Annotated in this window: 17 protein-coding genes; 15 read left to right on the top strand and 2 right to left on the bottom strand. The window is 69.2% G+C overall.

The window, feature by feature from the left end:
- Positions 1-77 precede the first annotated feature (77 nt).
- A complete protein-coding gene (locus AC1RKE_RS12715) occupies positions 78-1,007 on the bottom strand; it encodes a hypothetical protein (RefSeq protein WP_348683365.1) in 930 nt (309 codons plus the stop codon).
- Between the two features lie 125 nt (positions 1,008-1,132).
- Here AC1RKE_RS12715 and AC1RKE_RS12710 point away from each other — a divergent pair, with 125 nt between their 5' ends.
- From AC1RKE_RS12710 to AC1RKE_RS12685, 6 genes are all read left to right on the top strand, one after another.
- Positions 1,133-2,218: an MBL fold metallo-hydrolase gene (locus AC1RKE_RS12710; protein ID WP_348683364.1), complete on the top strand. Its 1,086-nt coding sequence runs from the start codon at positions 1,133-1,135 to the stop codon at positions 2,216-2,218.
- Positions 2,215-2,988 (top strand): enoyl-CoA hydratase, encoded by a 774-nt coding sequence (locus AC1RKE_RS12705; RefSeq protein ID WP_348683363.1) that lies wholly within the window; start codon positions 2,215-2,217, stop codon positions 2,986-2,988. The genes AC1RKE_RS12710 and AC1RKE_RS12705 overlap by 4 nt, the downstream gene beginning before the upstream one ends.
- Before the next feature lie 72 nt (positions 2,989-3,060).
- On the top strand, positions 3,061-3,567 hold the full coding sequence (locus tag AC1RKE_RS12700) for a GNAT family N-acetyltransferase (protein WP_348683362.1): 507 nt from the start codon (positions 3,061-3,063) through the stop codon (positions 3,565-3,567).
- 608 nt (positions 3,568-4,175) lie between these two features.
- Positions 4,176-4,730: a DUF1285 domain-containing protein gene (locus tag AC1RKE_RS12695; protein WP_054765090.1), complete on the top strand. Its 555-nt coding sequence runs from the start codon at positions 4,176-4,178 to the stop codon at positions 4,728-4,730.
- Entirely contained in the window at positions 4,727-5,401 is a 675-nt protein-coding gene (locus tag AC1RKE_RS12690) for a CoA pyrophosphatase (protein WP_348683360.1), read from the top strand. The genes AC1RKE_RS12695 and AC1RKE_RS12690 overlap by 4 nt, the downstream gene beginning before the upstream one ends.
- Positions 5,398-6,600, top strand: coding sequence for a CCA tRNA nucleotidyltransferase (locus AC1RKE_RS12685; RefSeq protein WP_395942083.1), 1,203 nt, complete (start codon positions 5,398-5,400; stop codon positions 6,598-6,600). Before AC1RKE_RS12690 ends, AC1RKE_RS12685 begins: the two co-directional genes overlap by 4 nt.
- 9 nt (positions 6,601-6,609) lie before the next feature.
- Here the strand turns inward: AC1RKE_RS12685 and AC1RKE_RS12680 are convergent, their stop codons facing one another.
- The gene (locus tag AC1RKE_RS12680) at positions 6,610-7,563 is read right to left on the bottom strand and encodes an endonuclease/exonuclease/phosphatase family protein (RefSeq protein WP_395942082.1); all 954 of its coding nucleotides are present in this window, start codon (positions 7,561-7,563) and stop codon (positions 6,610-6,612) included.
- A 67-nt stretch (positions 7,564-7,630) separates the two neighbouring features.
- Here AC1RKE_RS12680 and AC1RKE_RS12675 point away from each other — a divergent pair, with 67 nt between their 5' ends.
- From AC1RKE_RS12675 to AC1RKE_RS12635, 9 genes are all read left to right on the top strand, one after another.
- Positions 7,631-8,092, top strand: a complete 462-nt coding sequence (locus tag AC1RKE_RS12675; RefSeq protein ID WP_287396315.1) for a DUF4112 domain-containing protein — start codon at positions 7,631-7,633, stop codon at positions 8,090-8,092.
- 142 nt (positions 8,093-8,234) lie between these two features.
- Positions 8,235-9,716: a DUF2793 domain-containing protein gene (locus tag AC1RKE_RS12670; RefSeq protein ID WP_492897193.1), complete on the top strand. Its 1,482-nt coding sequence runs from the start codon at positions 8,235-8,237 to the stop codon at positions 9,714-9,716.
- Positions 9,713-9,868, top strand: coding sequence for a hypothetical protein (locus AC1RKE_RS12665; RefSeq protein ID WP_152949778.1), 156 nt, complete (start codon positions 9,713-9,715; stop codon positions 9,866-9,868). Before AC1RKE_RS12670 ends, AC1RKE_RS12665 begins: the two co-directional genes overlap by 4 nt.
- The gene (locus tag AC1RKE_RS12660; protein ID WP_152949779.1) at positions 9,865-10,152 is read left to right on the top strand and encodes a hypothetical protein; all 288 of its coding nucleotides are present in this window, start codon (positions 9,865-9,867) and stop codon (positions 10,150-10,152) included. The genes AC1RKE_RS12665 and AC1RKE_RS12660 overlap by 4 nt, the downstream gene beginning before the upstream one ends.
- Positions 10,149-10,532, top strand: coding sequence for a M15 family metallopeptidase (locus AC1RKE_RS12655; RefSeq protein WP_228186262.1), 384 nt, complete (start codon positions 10,149-10,151; stop codon positions 10,530-10,532). Before AC1RKE_RS12660 ends, AC1RKE_RS12655 begins: the two co-directional genes overlap by 4 nt.
- Positions 10,529-11,023 carry a hypothetical protein gene (locus AC1RKE_RS12650; protein WP_348685180.1) on the top strand — a complete coding sequence of 165 codons (495 nt, stop codon included), beginning with the start codon at positions 10,529-10,531 and terminating at the stop codon, positions 11,021-11,023. Before AC1RKE_RS12655 ends, AC1RKE_RS12650 begins: the two co-directional genes overlap by 4 nt.
- A 357-nt stretch (positions 11,024-11,380) precedes the next feature.
- Positions 11,381-12,193 carry a flagellin gene (locus AC1RKE_RS12645; RefSeq protein ID WP_054765098.1) on the top strand — a complete coding sequence of 271 codons (813 nt, stop codon included), beginning with the start codon at positions 11,381-11,383 and terminating at the stop codon, positions 12,191-12,193.
- 298 nt (positions 12,194-12,491) lie between these two features.
- Positions 12,492-13,235 (top strand): flagellin, encoded by a 744-nt coding sequence (locus tag AC1RKE_RS12640; protein WP_054765099.1) that lies wholly within the window; start codon positions 12,492-12,494, stop codon positions 13,233-13,235.
- Between the two features lie 110 nt (positions 13,236-13,345).
- On the top strand, positions 13,346-14,034 hold a 689-nt coding region (locus AC1RKE_RS12635), incomplete at its 3' end, for a flagellin (protein WP_492897189.1).

The following is a 14,034-nucleotide window of genomic DNA, read 5'->3' as shown; positions in this document are numbered from 1 at the left end:
GGTTTCGGGAAAGAGGCGCCGCAAACAAAAGGGCCGCCGGATCGCTCCGGCGGCCCCTTGCCGTCAATCGGTCTGTCTTAGGGGCGGCCGCCGGCCGGGGCGGGGGCCGCAGCAGGGGCCGGCGTCAAGGTGCAGCCGCCGCCGATCCGCTGAGCGGTGGCGCAAGGGTAGATCTGCTGCACGACGTTCTCGGCGTTCACGCGGGCGATGACGCCGTCGGCGCCGGCGCATTTGGCTTCATAGAACATGCCGTTGGCGTTCTGGCCCATCAGGCGCGCCTCGGTGACGTCGCAGCCCGCCGCTTCCGATCCCGCCAGCAGTTGCTTCACCTGGGCCGCATTCTCGGCGGCGGTGGTGAAGGCGCAGGCGCCGCCTTCAGCCAGAACCTGGATACAGGGCGTCTTGGTCCAGTTGTCGTTCAACGCCTTGACCCAGAAGCCCGAGGCATCGGCGCAGCCGATCTCATACATGACGCCGCCGTCGTTGGACTGGCCCAGGACCTTGGCTTCGTCGACGGTGCAGGGGACGCCCGCCTTCACGGCGTATTCGCGCAGGACCTTGAGAGTGTCGGTGTTGGCGGGAAGGGTGCATTGCGAGCCGACATCGGCCGCAGGATCGCGCGCCCGCATGACCGACGCCGAATGGGCGAGAAGAACGCAGTCCATCGCCGAGGGCGGCGTTTTGGATTCGATCAGGTAACCAGGACCGGCGGCGCAGGCGACTTCATAGACGGAGGTCTTGGCCGGGGTTTCGCCCAGCAGCTTGGCTTCGGTGACCTGGCATTTGGTGTTGGCCAGGGTGGCCTGTTCCTGAGCCGCCGCCATGATCTGCTCAGGCGTCGGCGCCGCAGGGCGGCGTTCGCGCCGTTGGCGCGCTGCGGCGGCTCGTGAAGAGCCTTCTGCAACAGCCTGGCGGTCGTCATTGGGGCGGGTCTGGGCCGCGGCGGGAGCGACCGTAACGGCGCTGAACATCAGCGCCGCGAGGACGGCGGCGAAGCGGGCTTTCATGGAACACCTTGGAGATCTGAAAGGACTGAACGCTTCGTGGCCTTCTAATCGGGCAGGGTCAAGGCGGCTGTGGACGATGGAGGTCTGACGGGATTAAGGTCTGCGCGTTTTGATTGGAGACCCACTTGGCGGACGATGCGACGGCGGTGAAGACGGGGATGGACGCAAGAGGGCTGACCTACCCCATGCCCCAGACGCCCGCGGGAGGAGAGGCGATCGAAGTCGCCCCCGGCGTCCTGTGGATGCGGCTGACCCTGCCGTTCCAGCTGAACCACGTGAACGTCTACGCCCTGCAGGACGGCGACGGATGGACGGTGGTCGATACCGGCCTGCGCACGCCTGACAGTATTGCGGCCTGGGAAGCAGCGCTGGCCGGCGCGCTGGAAGGGCGCCCGATCCGCCGCCTGGTCTGCACCCACATGCACCCCGATCACATCGGCCTGGCCGGCTGGCTGTGCGAGCGGAGCGGCGCGCCGCTGCTGATGTCGCGGCTGGAATATGTCACCGCCCGGATGCTGATGGCCGAAGAGGCCGGGGACGCCCCCGAAGACGGCGAACGCTACTATCGGGCCGCCGGATGGAGCGAGGCCCAGATCGACCGCTGGCGCAAGGATTACGGCGGATTCGCCAGGGGGGTGGCGGCGATGCCGCGCAGCTATCTGCGGCTGTCGGATGAGGATGTGATCCAGATCGACGGCGACGACTGGACCGTGGTGGTCGGGTCCGGGCACAGCCCTGAACATGTGTGCCTGTGGCGACGCTCGGACGACGTCTTCATCGCCGGCGACCAGATCCTGCCCCGGATTTCGTCGAACGTCTCGGTCTGGCCCACCGAGCCCGAAGCCGATCCGCTGGGCGACTGGATGGACTCCCTGGCCAGGCTGAGAGCCTTGCTGCCGGACGGGGCTTTCATTCTGCCGTCGCACGGCGAGCCCTTCCACGGCGTTCAGGCCCGGCTCGACGCTCTGAAGCGCGGTCATGAAGGGGCGCTGAAACGGCTTGAGCGGACCTTGCGTCAACCGTCTAGGGTGATCGACGGCTTCCCGGCCGTGTTCGGTCGGGCGGTCGGAGACGGGGTGCTGGGCATGGCCACGGGCGAGGCCCAGGCGCACCTGAACTATCTGGCAAAGCGCGGCCGCGCCGAACGGACGCGCGATGAGAACGGCGTCGATTGGTGGACGGCCGTCAAACGGGACGAGGAAACGACGTGAGCGAACATATCCGCGCAAAACTGGCCGACGGCGTCCTGACCCTGACGCTGGACCGGGCCGACAAGAAGAACGCCATCACCCAGACCATGTACGCCGCATTGGCGGAGGCGGTCGAACAGGCGCGGACCGACGAGGCCGTGCGGGTTCTGCTGCTGCGGGCCGAAGGCGACAGCTTTTCGGCCGGCAATGACATCGGGGACTTCATCGCCATCGGCTCCCAGACAGAACAGCCGTTCGACATGCCGGTGTTCCGCTTCCTGAAGTCCCTGGCCGATCTGGACAAGCCGCTGGTGGCCGCGGTGAAGGGGCGGGCGGTCGGCATCGGCCTGACCATGCTGCTGCACTGCGACCTGGTGGTGGTGGCCGAGGACGCCCTGCTGTCGGTTCCGTTCGTCAATCTGGCCCTGGCGCCGGAGGCGGCGTCCAGCCTGCTGCTGCCCGCCGTGGTCGGTCATCAGCGGGCGTTCGAACTGTTCGCCCTGGGCGAGCCGGTCGACGGACGGACGGCGGCGGCCTGGGGCCTGGCCAATCGCGTCGTTCCGGCGGAGGCGGTCGAGGCGACGGCGGCGGAGCTGGCGGCCAAGGTGGCGGGCCGTGCGCCCAATTCGATCCGCAAGACCAAGCGGCTGATGCGCGATGCGGAAGGTCTGTGGGCCCTGATGCAGCGCGAGGGCGAAGCTTTCGGATCCCAGATGCGGAGCCCCGAGGCCATGGAGGCCTTCATGGCCTTCACCCAGAAGCGGGCGCCCGACTTTTCGAAGGCAGGCTGAAGGCGTCGCAAGACCGCGCCTTGATTCAGCGCAGCTTTGGTTCTAGGTGCGCGCGCCCCCGTCGGAGCGCCCATGTCGCACGCCTCTATCCAGATTTCGGCCCCTGACCCGGTCGCCGAGCCCATCGACCTTGAAACGCCTGCCGACGCGCCGGGCGTCGAGGCCTTGATTATGGCCGCCTTCGGTCCGGGCCGTTTCGCCAAGACGGCCGAGCGGCTGCGCGAGGGGACGCGACCCGCCGTGGGCTTCGTCGCCCATCGGCAGGGCCGGGTCGTCGGGTCTGTCCGGCTATGGCCCGTGGTGATCGGCGCGACGCCCGGCCTGTTTTTAGGCCCCATCGCGGTCGAGGCGGCGGTTCGCAGCGAAGGGTTGGGGGCGCGTCTGGTTCAGGCCTGCGTCGATCACGCCCGCTCGACGGCGACCGGCGGGATTCTGCTGGTCGGAGACCGGGCCTATTTCGAGCGGTTCGGCTTCGTCGCCGCGCCCGACGCCCGCCTGCCGGGACCGGTCGATCAGCGGCGCGTGCTGTGGCTGGCGGTCGGGAAGGAAACGGCGGCCGGCGGCGTCCGCATCGGCTGACCTTCTCCCGGCGGGCTCATTGAACGCGAAAACAGTGTCCGATGTGTCCGATGTGTCCGACAAAAAAGGTGTCCGATGTGTCCGATCTGTCCGACGCCCCTTGTTTTTCAAGCGGAATCTCACCGGCCCTGATCGGGCTGTCCGATGATGGGGTCCGCGACGGCTGTGGGCTGACCGTCGCGTCGGCGAGGGTCAGACAAGGCCGAGGGATCGGACCAGAAAAAAGGTGTCCGATGTGTCCGATCTGTCCGACGGCCTTTGATCTTATTGCTAAAACAGCTGGACACTGATCGGACTGTCCGGCGGCGGCCCCGCCTTGCTCTCTCTCTCTCTGCGATGTCAAAGACCGGGCGTCATTATAGGGGCGTCGGGCGGGGCGCCGGATCGTTCGGCGGCTGAGGCCGCAAGCCGTTGAAACAGAGGGCGTGTTCTGGCCACATCGCGCGGGCGTTCGAGGTCAGGCCCTGGGACGCCGGGGGAGGGAGAGGGCGGGGGATGAAGGCGGGCGACGCCTCGCCCGGATCGGACGGGAGGGCCGGCCGGATCGGCTGAAGAAGAATCGCTTCGCGGTTCCGTCCAGGACGATCAGCCACTAAGTCAGGGGCGTCATGACAGAACCGGATGAAACGCCCAAAGGTCTGAACGCGGTCGCAGAGGCGGCGAAACAGGCGCCCGGCCGGGGACTGCCCCCGGTTCATCTGTGGAACCCGGCCCATTGCGGCGAGATCGACATCGTGATCCGCCGCGACGGCGTCTGGATGCACGAAGGATCGCCGATCGGGCGCGAGGCCCTGGTGCGGCTGTTCTCCACCGTTCTGCGTCTGGACCCGGACGGCTATCATCTGGTCACGCCGGTCGAGAAGATGAAGATCGAGGTCGAGGACCTGCCGTTTCGCGCCGTGGCGGTGCGGCGCGAGGGGGAGGACCTGATCTTCACCACCGACGTCGGCGACGAGGTGCGGGCCGGGGCTGATGATCCCCTGGTGGTGGACGAAGATCCCGAGACCGGCGAGCCGGCGCCGCGCGTTCATGTGCGCCGGGACCTGTGGGCGCGGATCACGCGGGCGGTCTTCTATGAATTGGTCGAGGCGGCCGAGGAGGCGGACGGGCGGCTGGTGGTCCGGTCCGGCGGGCAGGTGTTTCCGCTGGGGGCCGTGGCGTGAGCCTTAAGACCCTAAGGCGCAGACTTTCGGAGCGGCTTGCGCCGATCGGGGCCTGGCGGGCGGAGGCGGCGCCGGCGCGTTCCGATTTCGATCTCAATCCCCAGGCGGCGCGGCCTGTACGGGAGTTGAGGCCAGCCGCCGTCCTGATCCCGGTCGTGGCGCGACCCGAGGGGGCGACGGTCCTTTTGACCCGTCGGGCCGACACCCTGGCCCGGCACACCGGACAGATCGCCTTTCCGGGCGGTCGGCTGGACCCTGGTGAAACCGCCGTCCAGGCCGCCCTGCGCGAGGCCGACGAAGAGGTGGCGCTGAACCCCGCTGCGGTCGAGGTTCTGGGTTTGTCGGACGCCTATGAGACCGGCACGGGATTTCTGGTGACGCCGGTGATCGGATGGCTGGACCAGCCGCCCCTGACCCGGCCGTCGCCGGACGAGGTGGCGGAGGTGTTCGAGACGCCCTGGGACTTTCTGATGGACGCGGCCAATCACCGGCGGGACTTTTATGATCTGGAAGACGGTCTGCGGCGGTGGTTCTGGGCCATGCCCTGGCAGGAGCGCTACATCTGGGGCGTCACGGCCGGCATTCTGAAGGGACTTCACGCGCGTCTTTACGGCGACGATGTCGACCCGGAACGCGCGGCCGAGCGGGACGCCGCCGAGGTTGAGGCATGACGGCCTCGGTGCAAGGCCAGCCCTGGCTGGAGGCGACGGCCACCCGCGCCGTCATGGCGGCGCTGGAAGCGGCGGGCGGCGCCGACTGCGCCCGCTTCGTCGGGGGCTGCGTCCGCAACAGCCTGATGGGCCGTGCGGTGGACGACATCGACATCGCCACGCGGCTGACGCCCGAACAGACGATGGCGGCGCTGAAGGCGGCAGGGCTGAAGGCTGTGCCGACGGGTGTTGAGCACGGCACGGTCACGGCGGTTTCAGAGCGGGCGCCCTATGAGATCACCACCCTGCGCCGCGACGTGGAGACCGACGGCCGGCGCGCCGTGGTGGCCTTCACCCAGGATTGGGCGGAGGATGCCGCGCGGCGGGACTTCCGCCTCAACGCCCTCTATGCCGATGCGACCGGCGTGGTGTTCGATCCGACGGGCGGGGGGCTGGCGGACGCCGCCGAGGGGCGGATCGTCTTCGTCGGCGAGGCCGAAACGCGCATCCGCGAAGACTATCTGCGCATCCTCCGCTTCTTCCGGTTTCAAGCCTGGTATGGGCGGGGCGCGCCGGACGCGACGGGACTGGCCGCCTGCGCCGCTCTGAAAAGCGGCATGGCGCGGCTCTCGGCCGAGCGGGTGTCCAAGGAACTGTTGAAGCTGCTGGCGGCGCCGGACCCGATCGCCAGCGTGCGCGTCATGGAGAGGACGGGCGTGCTGAGCCAGGTCTTGCCGGAGGTCCGACCCCTGGCGATGTTCGAGGCCCTGAGCCGACGCAGCGGCGATCCTATCCTGCGGCTGTCGGCGCTTCTGCCCGTCGATGAGGCGGCGGTGCGGAGGATTGCGGAAGGCTTGCGACTGTCCAACGCCGTGCGCGACCGGCTGGCGGCGGCGGTCGCCGAGGGGGCTGTGGTGAGGCCCGACATGGGCGCGGCCGAGGCGCGGGCCGCCCTCTATCGGCTGGGGCGCCGCGCCTTCGAAGACCGGCTGGCGCGGGCGGAAGCGGCGGAAGGGAGCGACGGCGGCCCGCTGCGGCGCCTGGCCGAGGACTGGACGCCCCCCAGGCTGCCGGTCGGCGGCCGCGACCTGGCGCGGCTGGGGCTTCAGCCGGGACCGGATACGGGACGCATCCTCAAGGCGTTCGAGGACGGCTGGATCGCCGACGATTTTCCGACGGACGGCCATGAGGCCCGGCTGAAGGCCCTGATCGGCGGCTGAACCCGGAAGTCAGGGCGTGGCGCGGGTGAACTCGGTCACGACCGGATAGTGGTCCGAGCCGGTCGGTTCGCCGATGCGGCGGCTGAGCAGGGCCAGGTCCGGCGAGCGATAGACCTGGTCGATGGCGATACCCGCAAAGGCGGGCAGGGCCGAGGGCCAGGTGCCGGGGAAGCCGGGGGCGGGCAGGAGCCCCATGTCCGTCTTGATCTGGCGGCCGATCCGGGCGCTCGATACGCTGTTGAAGTCGCCGGCGGCGATGACCGGATGGGGCGGCGCGGCGCGTCGGCGCGCGTCCAGGGCCATGGCCTGGGTGATCTGGCCCCACTGATACTGATAGGGCCACGGCCGGGTCAGGTGGACGCCGAAGACGTTGATCGGACCCAGGGGCGTCTCGACCACGGCGCCCACGGCCGACAGGCCGTCGCGAGAGGCGGGCAGGCGGCGCAGGATCGGATAGCGGGACGCGACGACCGAGAGGGCCCGGCCGCCCGGCGCCTCCGCCGCCCCCATGACCGCGCGGTGCGGATAGCCCGCCAGGAGGTCGTCCAGACGATCCGACGCCGCATCGCCCACCTCGATCAGCACCAGAATGTCGGCGTCCGCCGCTGCGATCGATCGCTTCATGGCGGCGACGTCGGTGTTTTCCACCCAGAGGTTGGCGGAATACAGTCGAACCACAGGCTGGTCAGGCGCAGCGTGGCCCTGGGACGGCGCCCACTGCGGCCAGACGGCGATCGCCAGGACAAGAACCGAAGCGACGCCTGCGCCGGCGGCGGGCCAGAGGCGCAGGATCAGGCAGGCCAGGGTCACGCCGGACGCCGCCAGCAGGGCCGGCGCCGTGAACTGGGCCAGGATGTCCACCCAGCGATGTCCGACGCCGCTGAGCGCCGCCGCGCCGACGGTCGCTAGGCCGAGCAGGGCCAGACCGGCGGCGGCGTTGGCTGCGGTCTTCAGCAACGACATCCCTTATTGCCTTTCTCGATGAACGCTGTTGGCTGTGTCGCGTTGAAGCGCTGCGGTGGGGGGCGACATGGCCAGACGGTCGATCAAGGATATCGAGAAGATCTGGTCCAATGTCGAGGGCGTCAAGAAACTGTCGGACCGGGTCATCGGCATAGGTCCGGTCGGCTTCGGCATGGACGCCCTCCTGACCTGGGTGCCAGTGGTCGGCACGGCCTATACGGCGGGCACGGGCGCCTGGCTGCTGTTGCAGGCGATTCGGGCCAAGGCGGCGCCTGGGACGCTGGCCAGAATGGCGGCCTATATGGCGCTGGATACGGCGACCGGGACGGTGCCGCTCGCCGGCGATCTGGTCGATACCTTCTTCCCCGGCCAGCTGCTGGCGGCCAAGGCCCTGCAAAAGGACATCGAGACCAGCCACTGGGTCGAGGACTCCGAAGCCAACGCCCGGGCCAGCGGCGAGCATGAACGCCATCTGGAGACGGTCCGGAACCACAAGTCCCTGCGTCGCGTGGTCTATCTGCACGACTGAGCCTGGGGGCGACGGGACGAAACTCCGCCGGTCGCGACGAACTTTTGACGTGAAAACAAGCCTGTGATCGCCGCTCCGTCCGTCTGACGCGCCTGGGTTCGCGGTGGCGGCAGATTGGTCTCCGACAAGAACGGAGACGGCGATGAGCGAAGATTTCACGGCACGCCTGGGCCTGCCCTATCTGGCGGCGGGGCAGATGCAGAAGCATGTGACCCTGAACGCCGCCCTGAGCCGATTGGACGCCCTGGTGCAGACGGCGGTGATCAGCCGGTCGGTTTCGAACCAACCGGCCAAGCCCGCGGACGGCGACCTCTACATCCTGCCGCAGCAGCCGGTCGGCCCGGCCTGGAGCGGGCGTCCGGCCGGCGCCCTGATGCGGTTCGAGGCGGGCGGCTGGACCGAGGTCGCTGCGCCCGCGGGATTGATCGCCCTGGTCCTGGATGCGGGCGTGATCGTGGTTCGCAGCGTCGCCGGCTGGCGGCCGCTGGGCGAGTGTCTGGGCGAGGCCCAGGGTCTGTCCCGCCTGGGCGTGGGAACGACGGCGGACGCCGCAAACCCCCTGGCGATCAAGAGCAACGCCGCCCTGTTCACCGCGCGCGGGGCGGGCGAGGGCGGCGACGGCGATCTGCGCCTGACCCTGAACAAGGAGGCGGCGGGCGACGTGCTGTCGCTGCTGTTCCAGAGCGGATACGGCGGTCGGGCGGAACTGGGTCTGGTCGGCGACGAGGACCTGAGCCTGAAGGTCAGCGCCGACGGCGGCGGTTGGCGCCGCGCCTTCGCCGTGGATCGCACCACGGGCCGGGTCGCCTTCGACCAAGGCGCCACGCGGCGCGAAACGACCGTCTTCACAGCGGACGGCGCCTATACGCCGCCGCCCTGGGCCCGGTGGATCGAGGCGGTCTGCGTCGGCGGAGGCGGCGGCGGCGGTTCAGGCATGGCGGGCGCTTCGGGAACCGCGCGGTTCGGCGGCGGCGGCGGAGGCGCGGGCGGCCTGAGCGAAGGACGCTGGGCGGTCGAGGATCTGGCGGGGACGCTGGTGCTGATGGTGGGGGCGGGCGGGACCGGCGGGGCGGCCGCTTCTGGGGCCGGGGCTGACGGCGCGTCCGGAGGCTGGACCGCTCTGGGCGAGGCCGGAGGAATGCTGCTGAGCGCGTCGGGCGGCGCCGGGGGGCGGGGCGGGAGTGCGGCCGCCGGCCTGGGCGGGATCGGCGGTCTGGGACTGCGCAGAGGCAATCCCGGCGGCGACAGTTCCGTCACGGCGGCGGCCCCGGGCGGAGGCGACATCACTTGTCCTGACGGGCCAGGGGGCGGCGGCGGGGGCGGCGGCCTGTCGACCGCCGATACGCCCCGCGCGGGCGGGCCGGGCGGGATCGGCGGCTGGACCGGCCGACAAAGCCCCGGCGGAGCGGCGGGCCAGCCAGGTCAAACGCCCTCGACGCCCAAACTGGCCTGGGTCGGGGGGGGCGGGGGCGGCGGCGCCGCCCAGGCCGCAGGTCCGGGCGGGGCGGGCGGCCCAGGCGGCGGTTTCGGCGGCGGGGGCGGCGGGGGCGGCGGGGGCCTGAACCTGTCCGGCGCCGGGGGCGCAGGCGCGGGAGGCGTGATCCGCATCACGGCGATCGGATGAGCCGTTCGCCCGATGCGCCTGAACCGATCGAGGTCTTGGACAGGGACGCCTGGGATGCGCCGGAGGCGCTGAACGACTGGGATCGCCGCGCGCAAACCGGCTGGGACGGCCGACACTTCAGCGCGCCTTTTGATGAAGAGGACGAAGAATGATCAGACGCAGACGGCCGGTTTCGGACCGGTCTTTCAGTCCGCCCCTGGCGGAGGCGCGCTGGCTGTGGCGCAGGCTCTACGCCTTCATGGTCAGCGCCGGCCTGTGGGTCCTGCTGATGCGGACGGTGGGGCGAACGCCCCCCGAAATGCTGCCCAAGATGACGGACGGGCTGATGGGGCTGCTGGCCCTGATCCTGGTGCTCTATCTGGTCGCGCCGACGGCGCAGCAGCTGGCCGCCATGATCGCAACCGCCCGTCCTCGCCTGCCGGGAGGTCGGCCATGAGTTTCGGACTGTCCCAAAGCTCGCGCCGACGGCTCCTGGGCGTGCATCCCGCCCTGGTCGCCGTGGTCGAGGCCGCCATCACGCGGAGCCCCGTCGATTTCATGATCACCGAGGGCGTTCGGACGGCGGAACGACAGGCCGCCTTGGTCGCCGCCGGCGCCAGCCGCACCCGGCGCTCGCGCCATCTGACCGGCCACGCGGTCGATGTGGCGGCCCTGGTGGACGGACAGGTCCGCTGGGACTGGCCGCTCTACGGTCGGATCGCGGCGGCCTTCAAGGCGGCGGCCCAGGAGCTTGAGACCCCGATCATCTGGGGCGGCGACTGGCGGACCCTGCGGGACGGCCCCCATTTCGAACTGGATCGCAGGGTCTTTCCATGACCCCGGACGCTCTGAGGAAAGGTCTGCGGGCCGGGGGCTGGACGGCGGCCGTCGTTGCGGTCGTGGCGTTGACGGTCGCCCTGTTGGGCGGGCTGGGCTTTCGCTGGGATCCGCTGAACCTGGAGCAGCGCCGACGGGTTCGGGCCGAAGCCCGGGCGTCCGAGGCCGCAGCCTCGGCGAAGGCGGAGGGCGAGGCTCGTCGCCATGAGCAGGCGGGGACCGTCGCGCAACTTCGTCGATTGGAGCATTTCAAACAGCAGGAGATCGAGGCCACGCGGGCGACCGCCGTCGCCGTCTCCGAGGCGAAAAGGGCCGATGATGCAAACACTCTTCTGGAAAGCCGCCGCGCCGATCGTCTGCGCGCTCACGACCGCGAGCTGTGCCGGCTCGCCCCGGACCTCGCCGGTTGCGCCCGCGCGTCTGATCCTGCCCGAGACGGCGAGCCGCCCCTGCGCCCTGGCGACGCTGCCGGCGGCGCCGACCCTGGCTGACCTTGAGGCCGCCTATATGTTGCGCGGCGCCCAGGTGCTGGCCTGTGACGGCGCTCGCCGGCTGGCGGTGGAGACGCTTCTGGCCGAGCGGGCGATGCAGGCGGCGGGACGGGCGTCCGTCCCGCAGCCTTAAGAAGGCATGGGGCAAAAACGACTCGGCAACTTCTGCCGCCGCGCGACAGAAGTTGCCGAGTTTTCCGCCTTTCCATCAACAACAAGGCAGAGAAATCAATGACTTGATGAAATGGGCTCGGCTCACCGGCTTGGCCCCGCCCTTGCTCTAGGGAGGGCGGAGCAAAATGCTCCCGACGCTAAAACGGCGTCGCACATGCACAGAAGTGAAAGAGGGCAGCCAAAATGGCGAGCATCAACACCAATTACGGCGCGTCCATCGCGCTGCAGAACCTGAACAAGACCAACGCCCAGTTGGAAATGACGCAAAACCGCGTCAACACGGGCATGAAGGTCTCCAGCGCCAAAGACAGCGGCGCCATCTACGCCATCGCCACCGGACAGCGCGCCAACATGGGCGCGATGGAGTCCGTGCGCGCCTCCCTGCAGCGCGGCCAGTCGATCGTCGATGTGGCCCTGGCCGCCGGCGATACGGTGACGGCCGCCCTGGAGGAGATGAAGGGGCTGGCGGTCAGCATCGCCGGTTCCACCGGGGCGACCCAGACCTCCTATCTGACGGACTTCCGCGCCCTGGGCGCCGAAATCACCTCGGCCCTGGCCGGGGCGGGCTTCGACGGGGTCAACCTGTGGACAGGCGCGACGGCGACCAATCTGATCAAGGACGTCAGCGGCGGCACGACGGCGATCGGCTTCACGGTCGCAGGCGGCATGGCCGCCGACACGGCCATCACCACCATCACCAACCAAGCCATCGCCGCCGGCGCCGCGACGACGGGCGCGGTCGACGCCGCCATCGCCAAGGTGACGGAAGCCCTTTCGACCCTGGGCACCCAGTCCAAGTCGGTCGGTCGGCAAGTGACCTTCCTGAACAAGCTGCAGGACGCGACCGAGGCGGGCATCGGCAATCTGGTGGATGCGGATCTGGCCAAGGAAAGCGCGCGCCTGACCGCCCTGCAGACCAAGCAACAGCTGGGCGTGCAGGCGCTGTCGATCGCCAACTCCTCCAGCCAGACCCTGCTGAGCCTCTTCCGCAACTAGGTCGGCCCTGAAGGCTGGCCCTGAAGGCCGCGTCTGAGGGCCGACGCCGCCCCGTTCGAGGGTCGTTCGTCGGGTCCTTTTGGGGCTCGGGTCGGCAAGATGTGCCCAGTGAACGGCGGGGGTCGGCAAATTCTGCCGGGCAAGAAGGAGGGTGAATCAATAGTAAACTAATGAAAACAGTGGCTTACCGTGACTTCTCGCCGTCGCCTCTGGCCCGGCAATTGCTTCTTACCCACTGAGCAAAAAGCTCCCTTCGCCAAAAGGGCGAAGGAATTCACGAAGTGAAAGGAACGCCAAAATGGCGAGCATCAATACGAACTACGGCGCGTCCATCGCGCTGCAGAACCTGAACAAGACCAACTCGGAGTTGGAGCGGACCCAAAACCGCATCAACACCGGCATGAAGGTCTCTTCGGCCAAGGACAGCGGGGCGATCTTCGCCATCGCCACGTCCCAACGCGCCAATGCGGCTTCGCAGGACGCGGTTCGCGCCGGCCTGCAACGGTCTCAGTCGATCACCGACGTGGCCCTGGCCGCCGGCGACACGATCACGGCCGCTCTGGAAGAAATGAAGAGCCTGGCCGTGTCCATCGCGGGCACGACGGCGGGTTCGGCCGCCGAAACCTCCTACCTGGCGGAATACAACGCCCTGGGTCTCGAAATCACCTCGGCGATTTCCGGCGCCTCGTTCGACGGCGTCAACAGCCTGACCACCCCCTTGGGCGTGGCCGGCGTGACCGACGTCAGCGGCGGCGGCAAGGCGCGCGCCGACGCCACGACCGCCAAGGTCGACACCGCCATCTCGACCGTGACCGCCGCCCTGTCGACCCTGGGCACCCAGTCCAAGTCGCTGGGTCGCCAGATCAGCTTCGTCAACAAGCTTCAGGACGCTCTTGAAGCCGGCGTGGGCAATCTGGTGGACGCCGACCTGGCCAAGGAAAGCGCCAAGCTGACCGCCCTGCAGACCAAGCAACAGCTGGGCGTGCAGGCGCTGTCGATCGCCAACTCCTCCAGCCAGACCCTGCTGAGCCTCTTCCGCTAAGGCCCGGAGGCCCGGTCGCCTCGGCGGCCGGGCCAAGGTCTTGAACCCCGAGCAAAACGCTCCCGTCGCCAAAACGGCGTCGGCCATCACGAAGTGAAAGGAACGCCAAAATGGCGAGTGTGAACACCAACTACGGCGCGTCCATCGCGCTGCAGAACCTGAACAAGACCAACTCAGAGTTGGAGCGGACCCAAAACCGCATCAACACCGGCATGAAGGTCTCGTCGGCCAAGGACAGCGGGGCGATCTTCGCCATCGCCACGTCTCAACGGGCGTCGGCCGCTTCGCAAGACGCGGTGAGGAGCTCGATCCAGCGCGGCCAATCCATCGTCGACGTGGCCCTGGCCGCCGGCGATACGATCACTTCCGCTCTGCAAGAGCAGAAGGCCCTGGCGGTCAGCATCGCCGGCTCCACCGGCGCGGCCCAGACCTCCTACCTGGCCGAATACAACGCCCTGGGGACTGAAATCGCCAGCGCCCTGTCCGGCGCGACGTTTGACGGCGTCAATCTGTTCTCCGCCAACGCCGCCGCGATCACGGTGCAGACCGGGCCGTCGACCACCTATACGCTGAAGGCCATCGCCGGCGCCGCGACCTCGGTCGCCACGACGACGACGGCGACGTCTGGCGATGCGGCGACCCTGGGGGCGACGGTGGACGGGGCCATCACGGCCTTCACCGCCATCCTGTCGGACTTCGGCACCAAGTCGAAGTCGCTGGGTCGTCAGATCAGCTTCGTCAACAAGCTTCAGGACGCTCTTGAAGCCGGCGTGGGCAATCTGGTGGACGCCGACCTGGC

It is taken from the genome of Brevundimonas sp. GW822-FHT03E11 (genome assembly GCF_058801445.1).
The sequence above is the reverse complement of the archived record's forward strand: the minus strand, read 5'-3'. Positions and strand labels throughout refer to the sequence as shown.

Excerpts from the sequence above, each read along its gene's own strand:
- AC1RKE_RS12715 (WP_348683365.1), bottom strand. The coding sequence starts at position 1,007 with ATGAAAGCCCGCTTCGCCGCCGTCCTCGCGGCGCTGATGTTCAGCGCC.
- AC1RKE_RS12700 (WP_348683362.1), top strand. The coding sequence starts at position 3,061 with ATGTCGCACGCCTCTATCCAGATTTCGGCCCCTGACCCGGTCGCCGAG.
- AC1RKE_RS12695 (WP_054765090.1), top strand. The coding sequence starts at position 4,176 with ATGACAGAACCGGATGAAACGCCCAAAGGTCTGAACGCGGTCGCAGAG.
- AC1RKE_RS12685 (WP_395942083.1), top strand. The coding sequence starts at position 5,398 with ATGACGGCCTCGGTGCAAGGCCAGCCCTGGCTGGAGGCGACGGCCACC.
- AC1RKE_RS12680 (WP_395942082.1), bottom strand. The coding sequence starts at position 7,563 with ATGTCGTTGCTGAAGACCGCAGCCAACGCCGCCGCCGGTCTGGCCCTG.
- AC1RKE_RS12675 (WP_287396315.1), top strand. The coding sequence starts at position 7,631 with ATGGCCAGACGGTCGATCAAGGATATCGAGAAGATCTGGTCCAATGTC.
- AC1RKE_RS12670 (WP_492897193.1), top strand. The coding sequence starts at position 8,235 with ATGAGCGAAGATTTCACGGCACGCCTGGGCCTGCCCTATCTGGCGGCG.
- AC1RKE_RS12665 (WP_152949778.1), top strand. The coding sequence starts at position 9,713 with ATGAGCCGTTCGCCCGATGCGCCTGAACCGATCGAGGTCTTGGACAGG.
- AC1RKE_RS12660 (WP_152949779.1), top strand. The coding sequence starts at position 9,865 with ATGATCAGACGCAGACGGCCGGTTTCGGACCGGTCTTTCAGTCCGCCC.
- AC1RKE_RS12655 (WP_228186262.1), top strand. The coding sequence starts at position 10,149 with ATGAGTTTCGGACTGTCCCAAAGCTCGCGCCGACGGCTCCTGGGCGTG.
- AC1RKE_RS12650 (WP_348685180.1), top strand. The coding sequence starts at position 10,529 with ATGACCCCGGACGCTCTGAGGAAAGGTCTGCGGGCCGGGGGCTGGACG.
- AC1RKE_RS12645 (WP_054765098.1), top strand. The coding sequence starts at position 11,381 with ATGGCGAGCATCAACACCAATTACGGCGCGTCCATCGCGCTGCAGAAC.
- AC1RKE_RS12640 (WP_054765099.1), top strand. The coding sequence starts at position 12,492 with ATGGCGAGCATCAATACGAACTACGGCGCGTCCATCGCGCTGCAGAAC.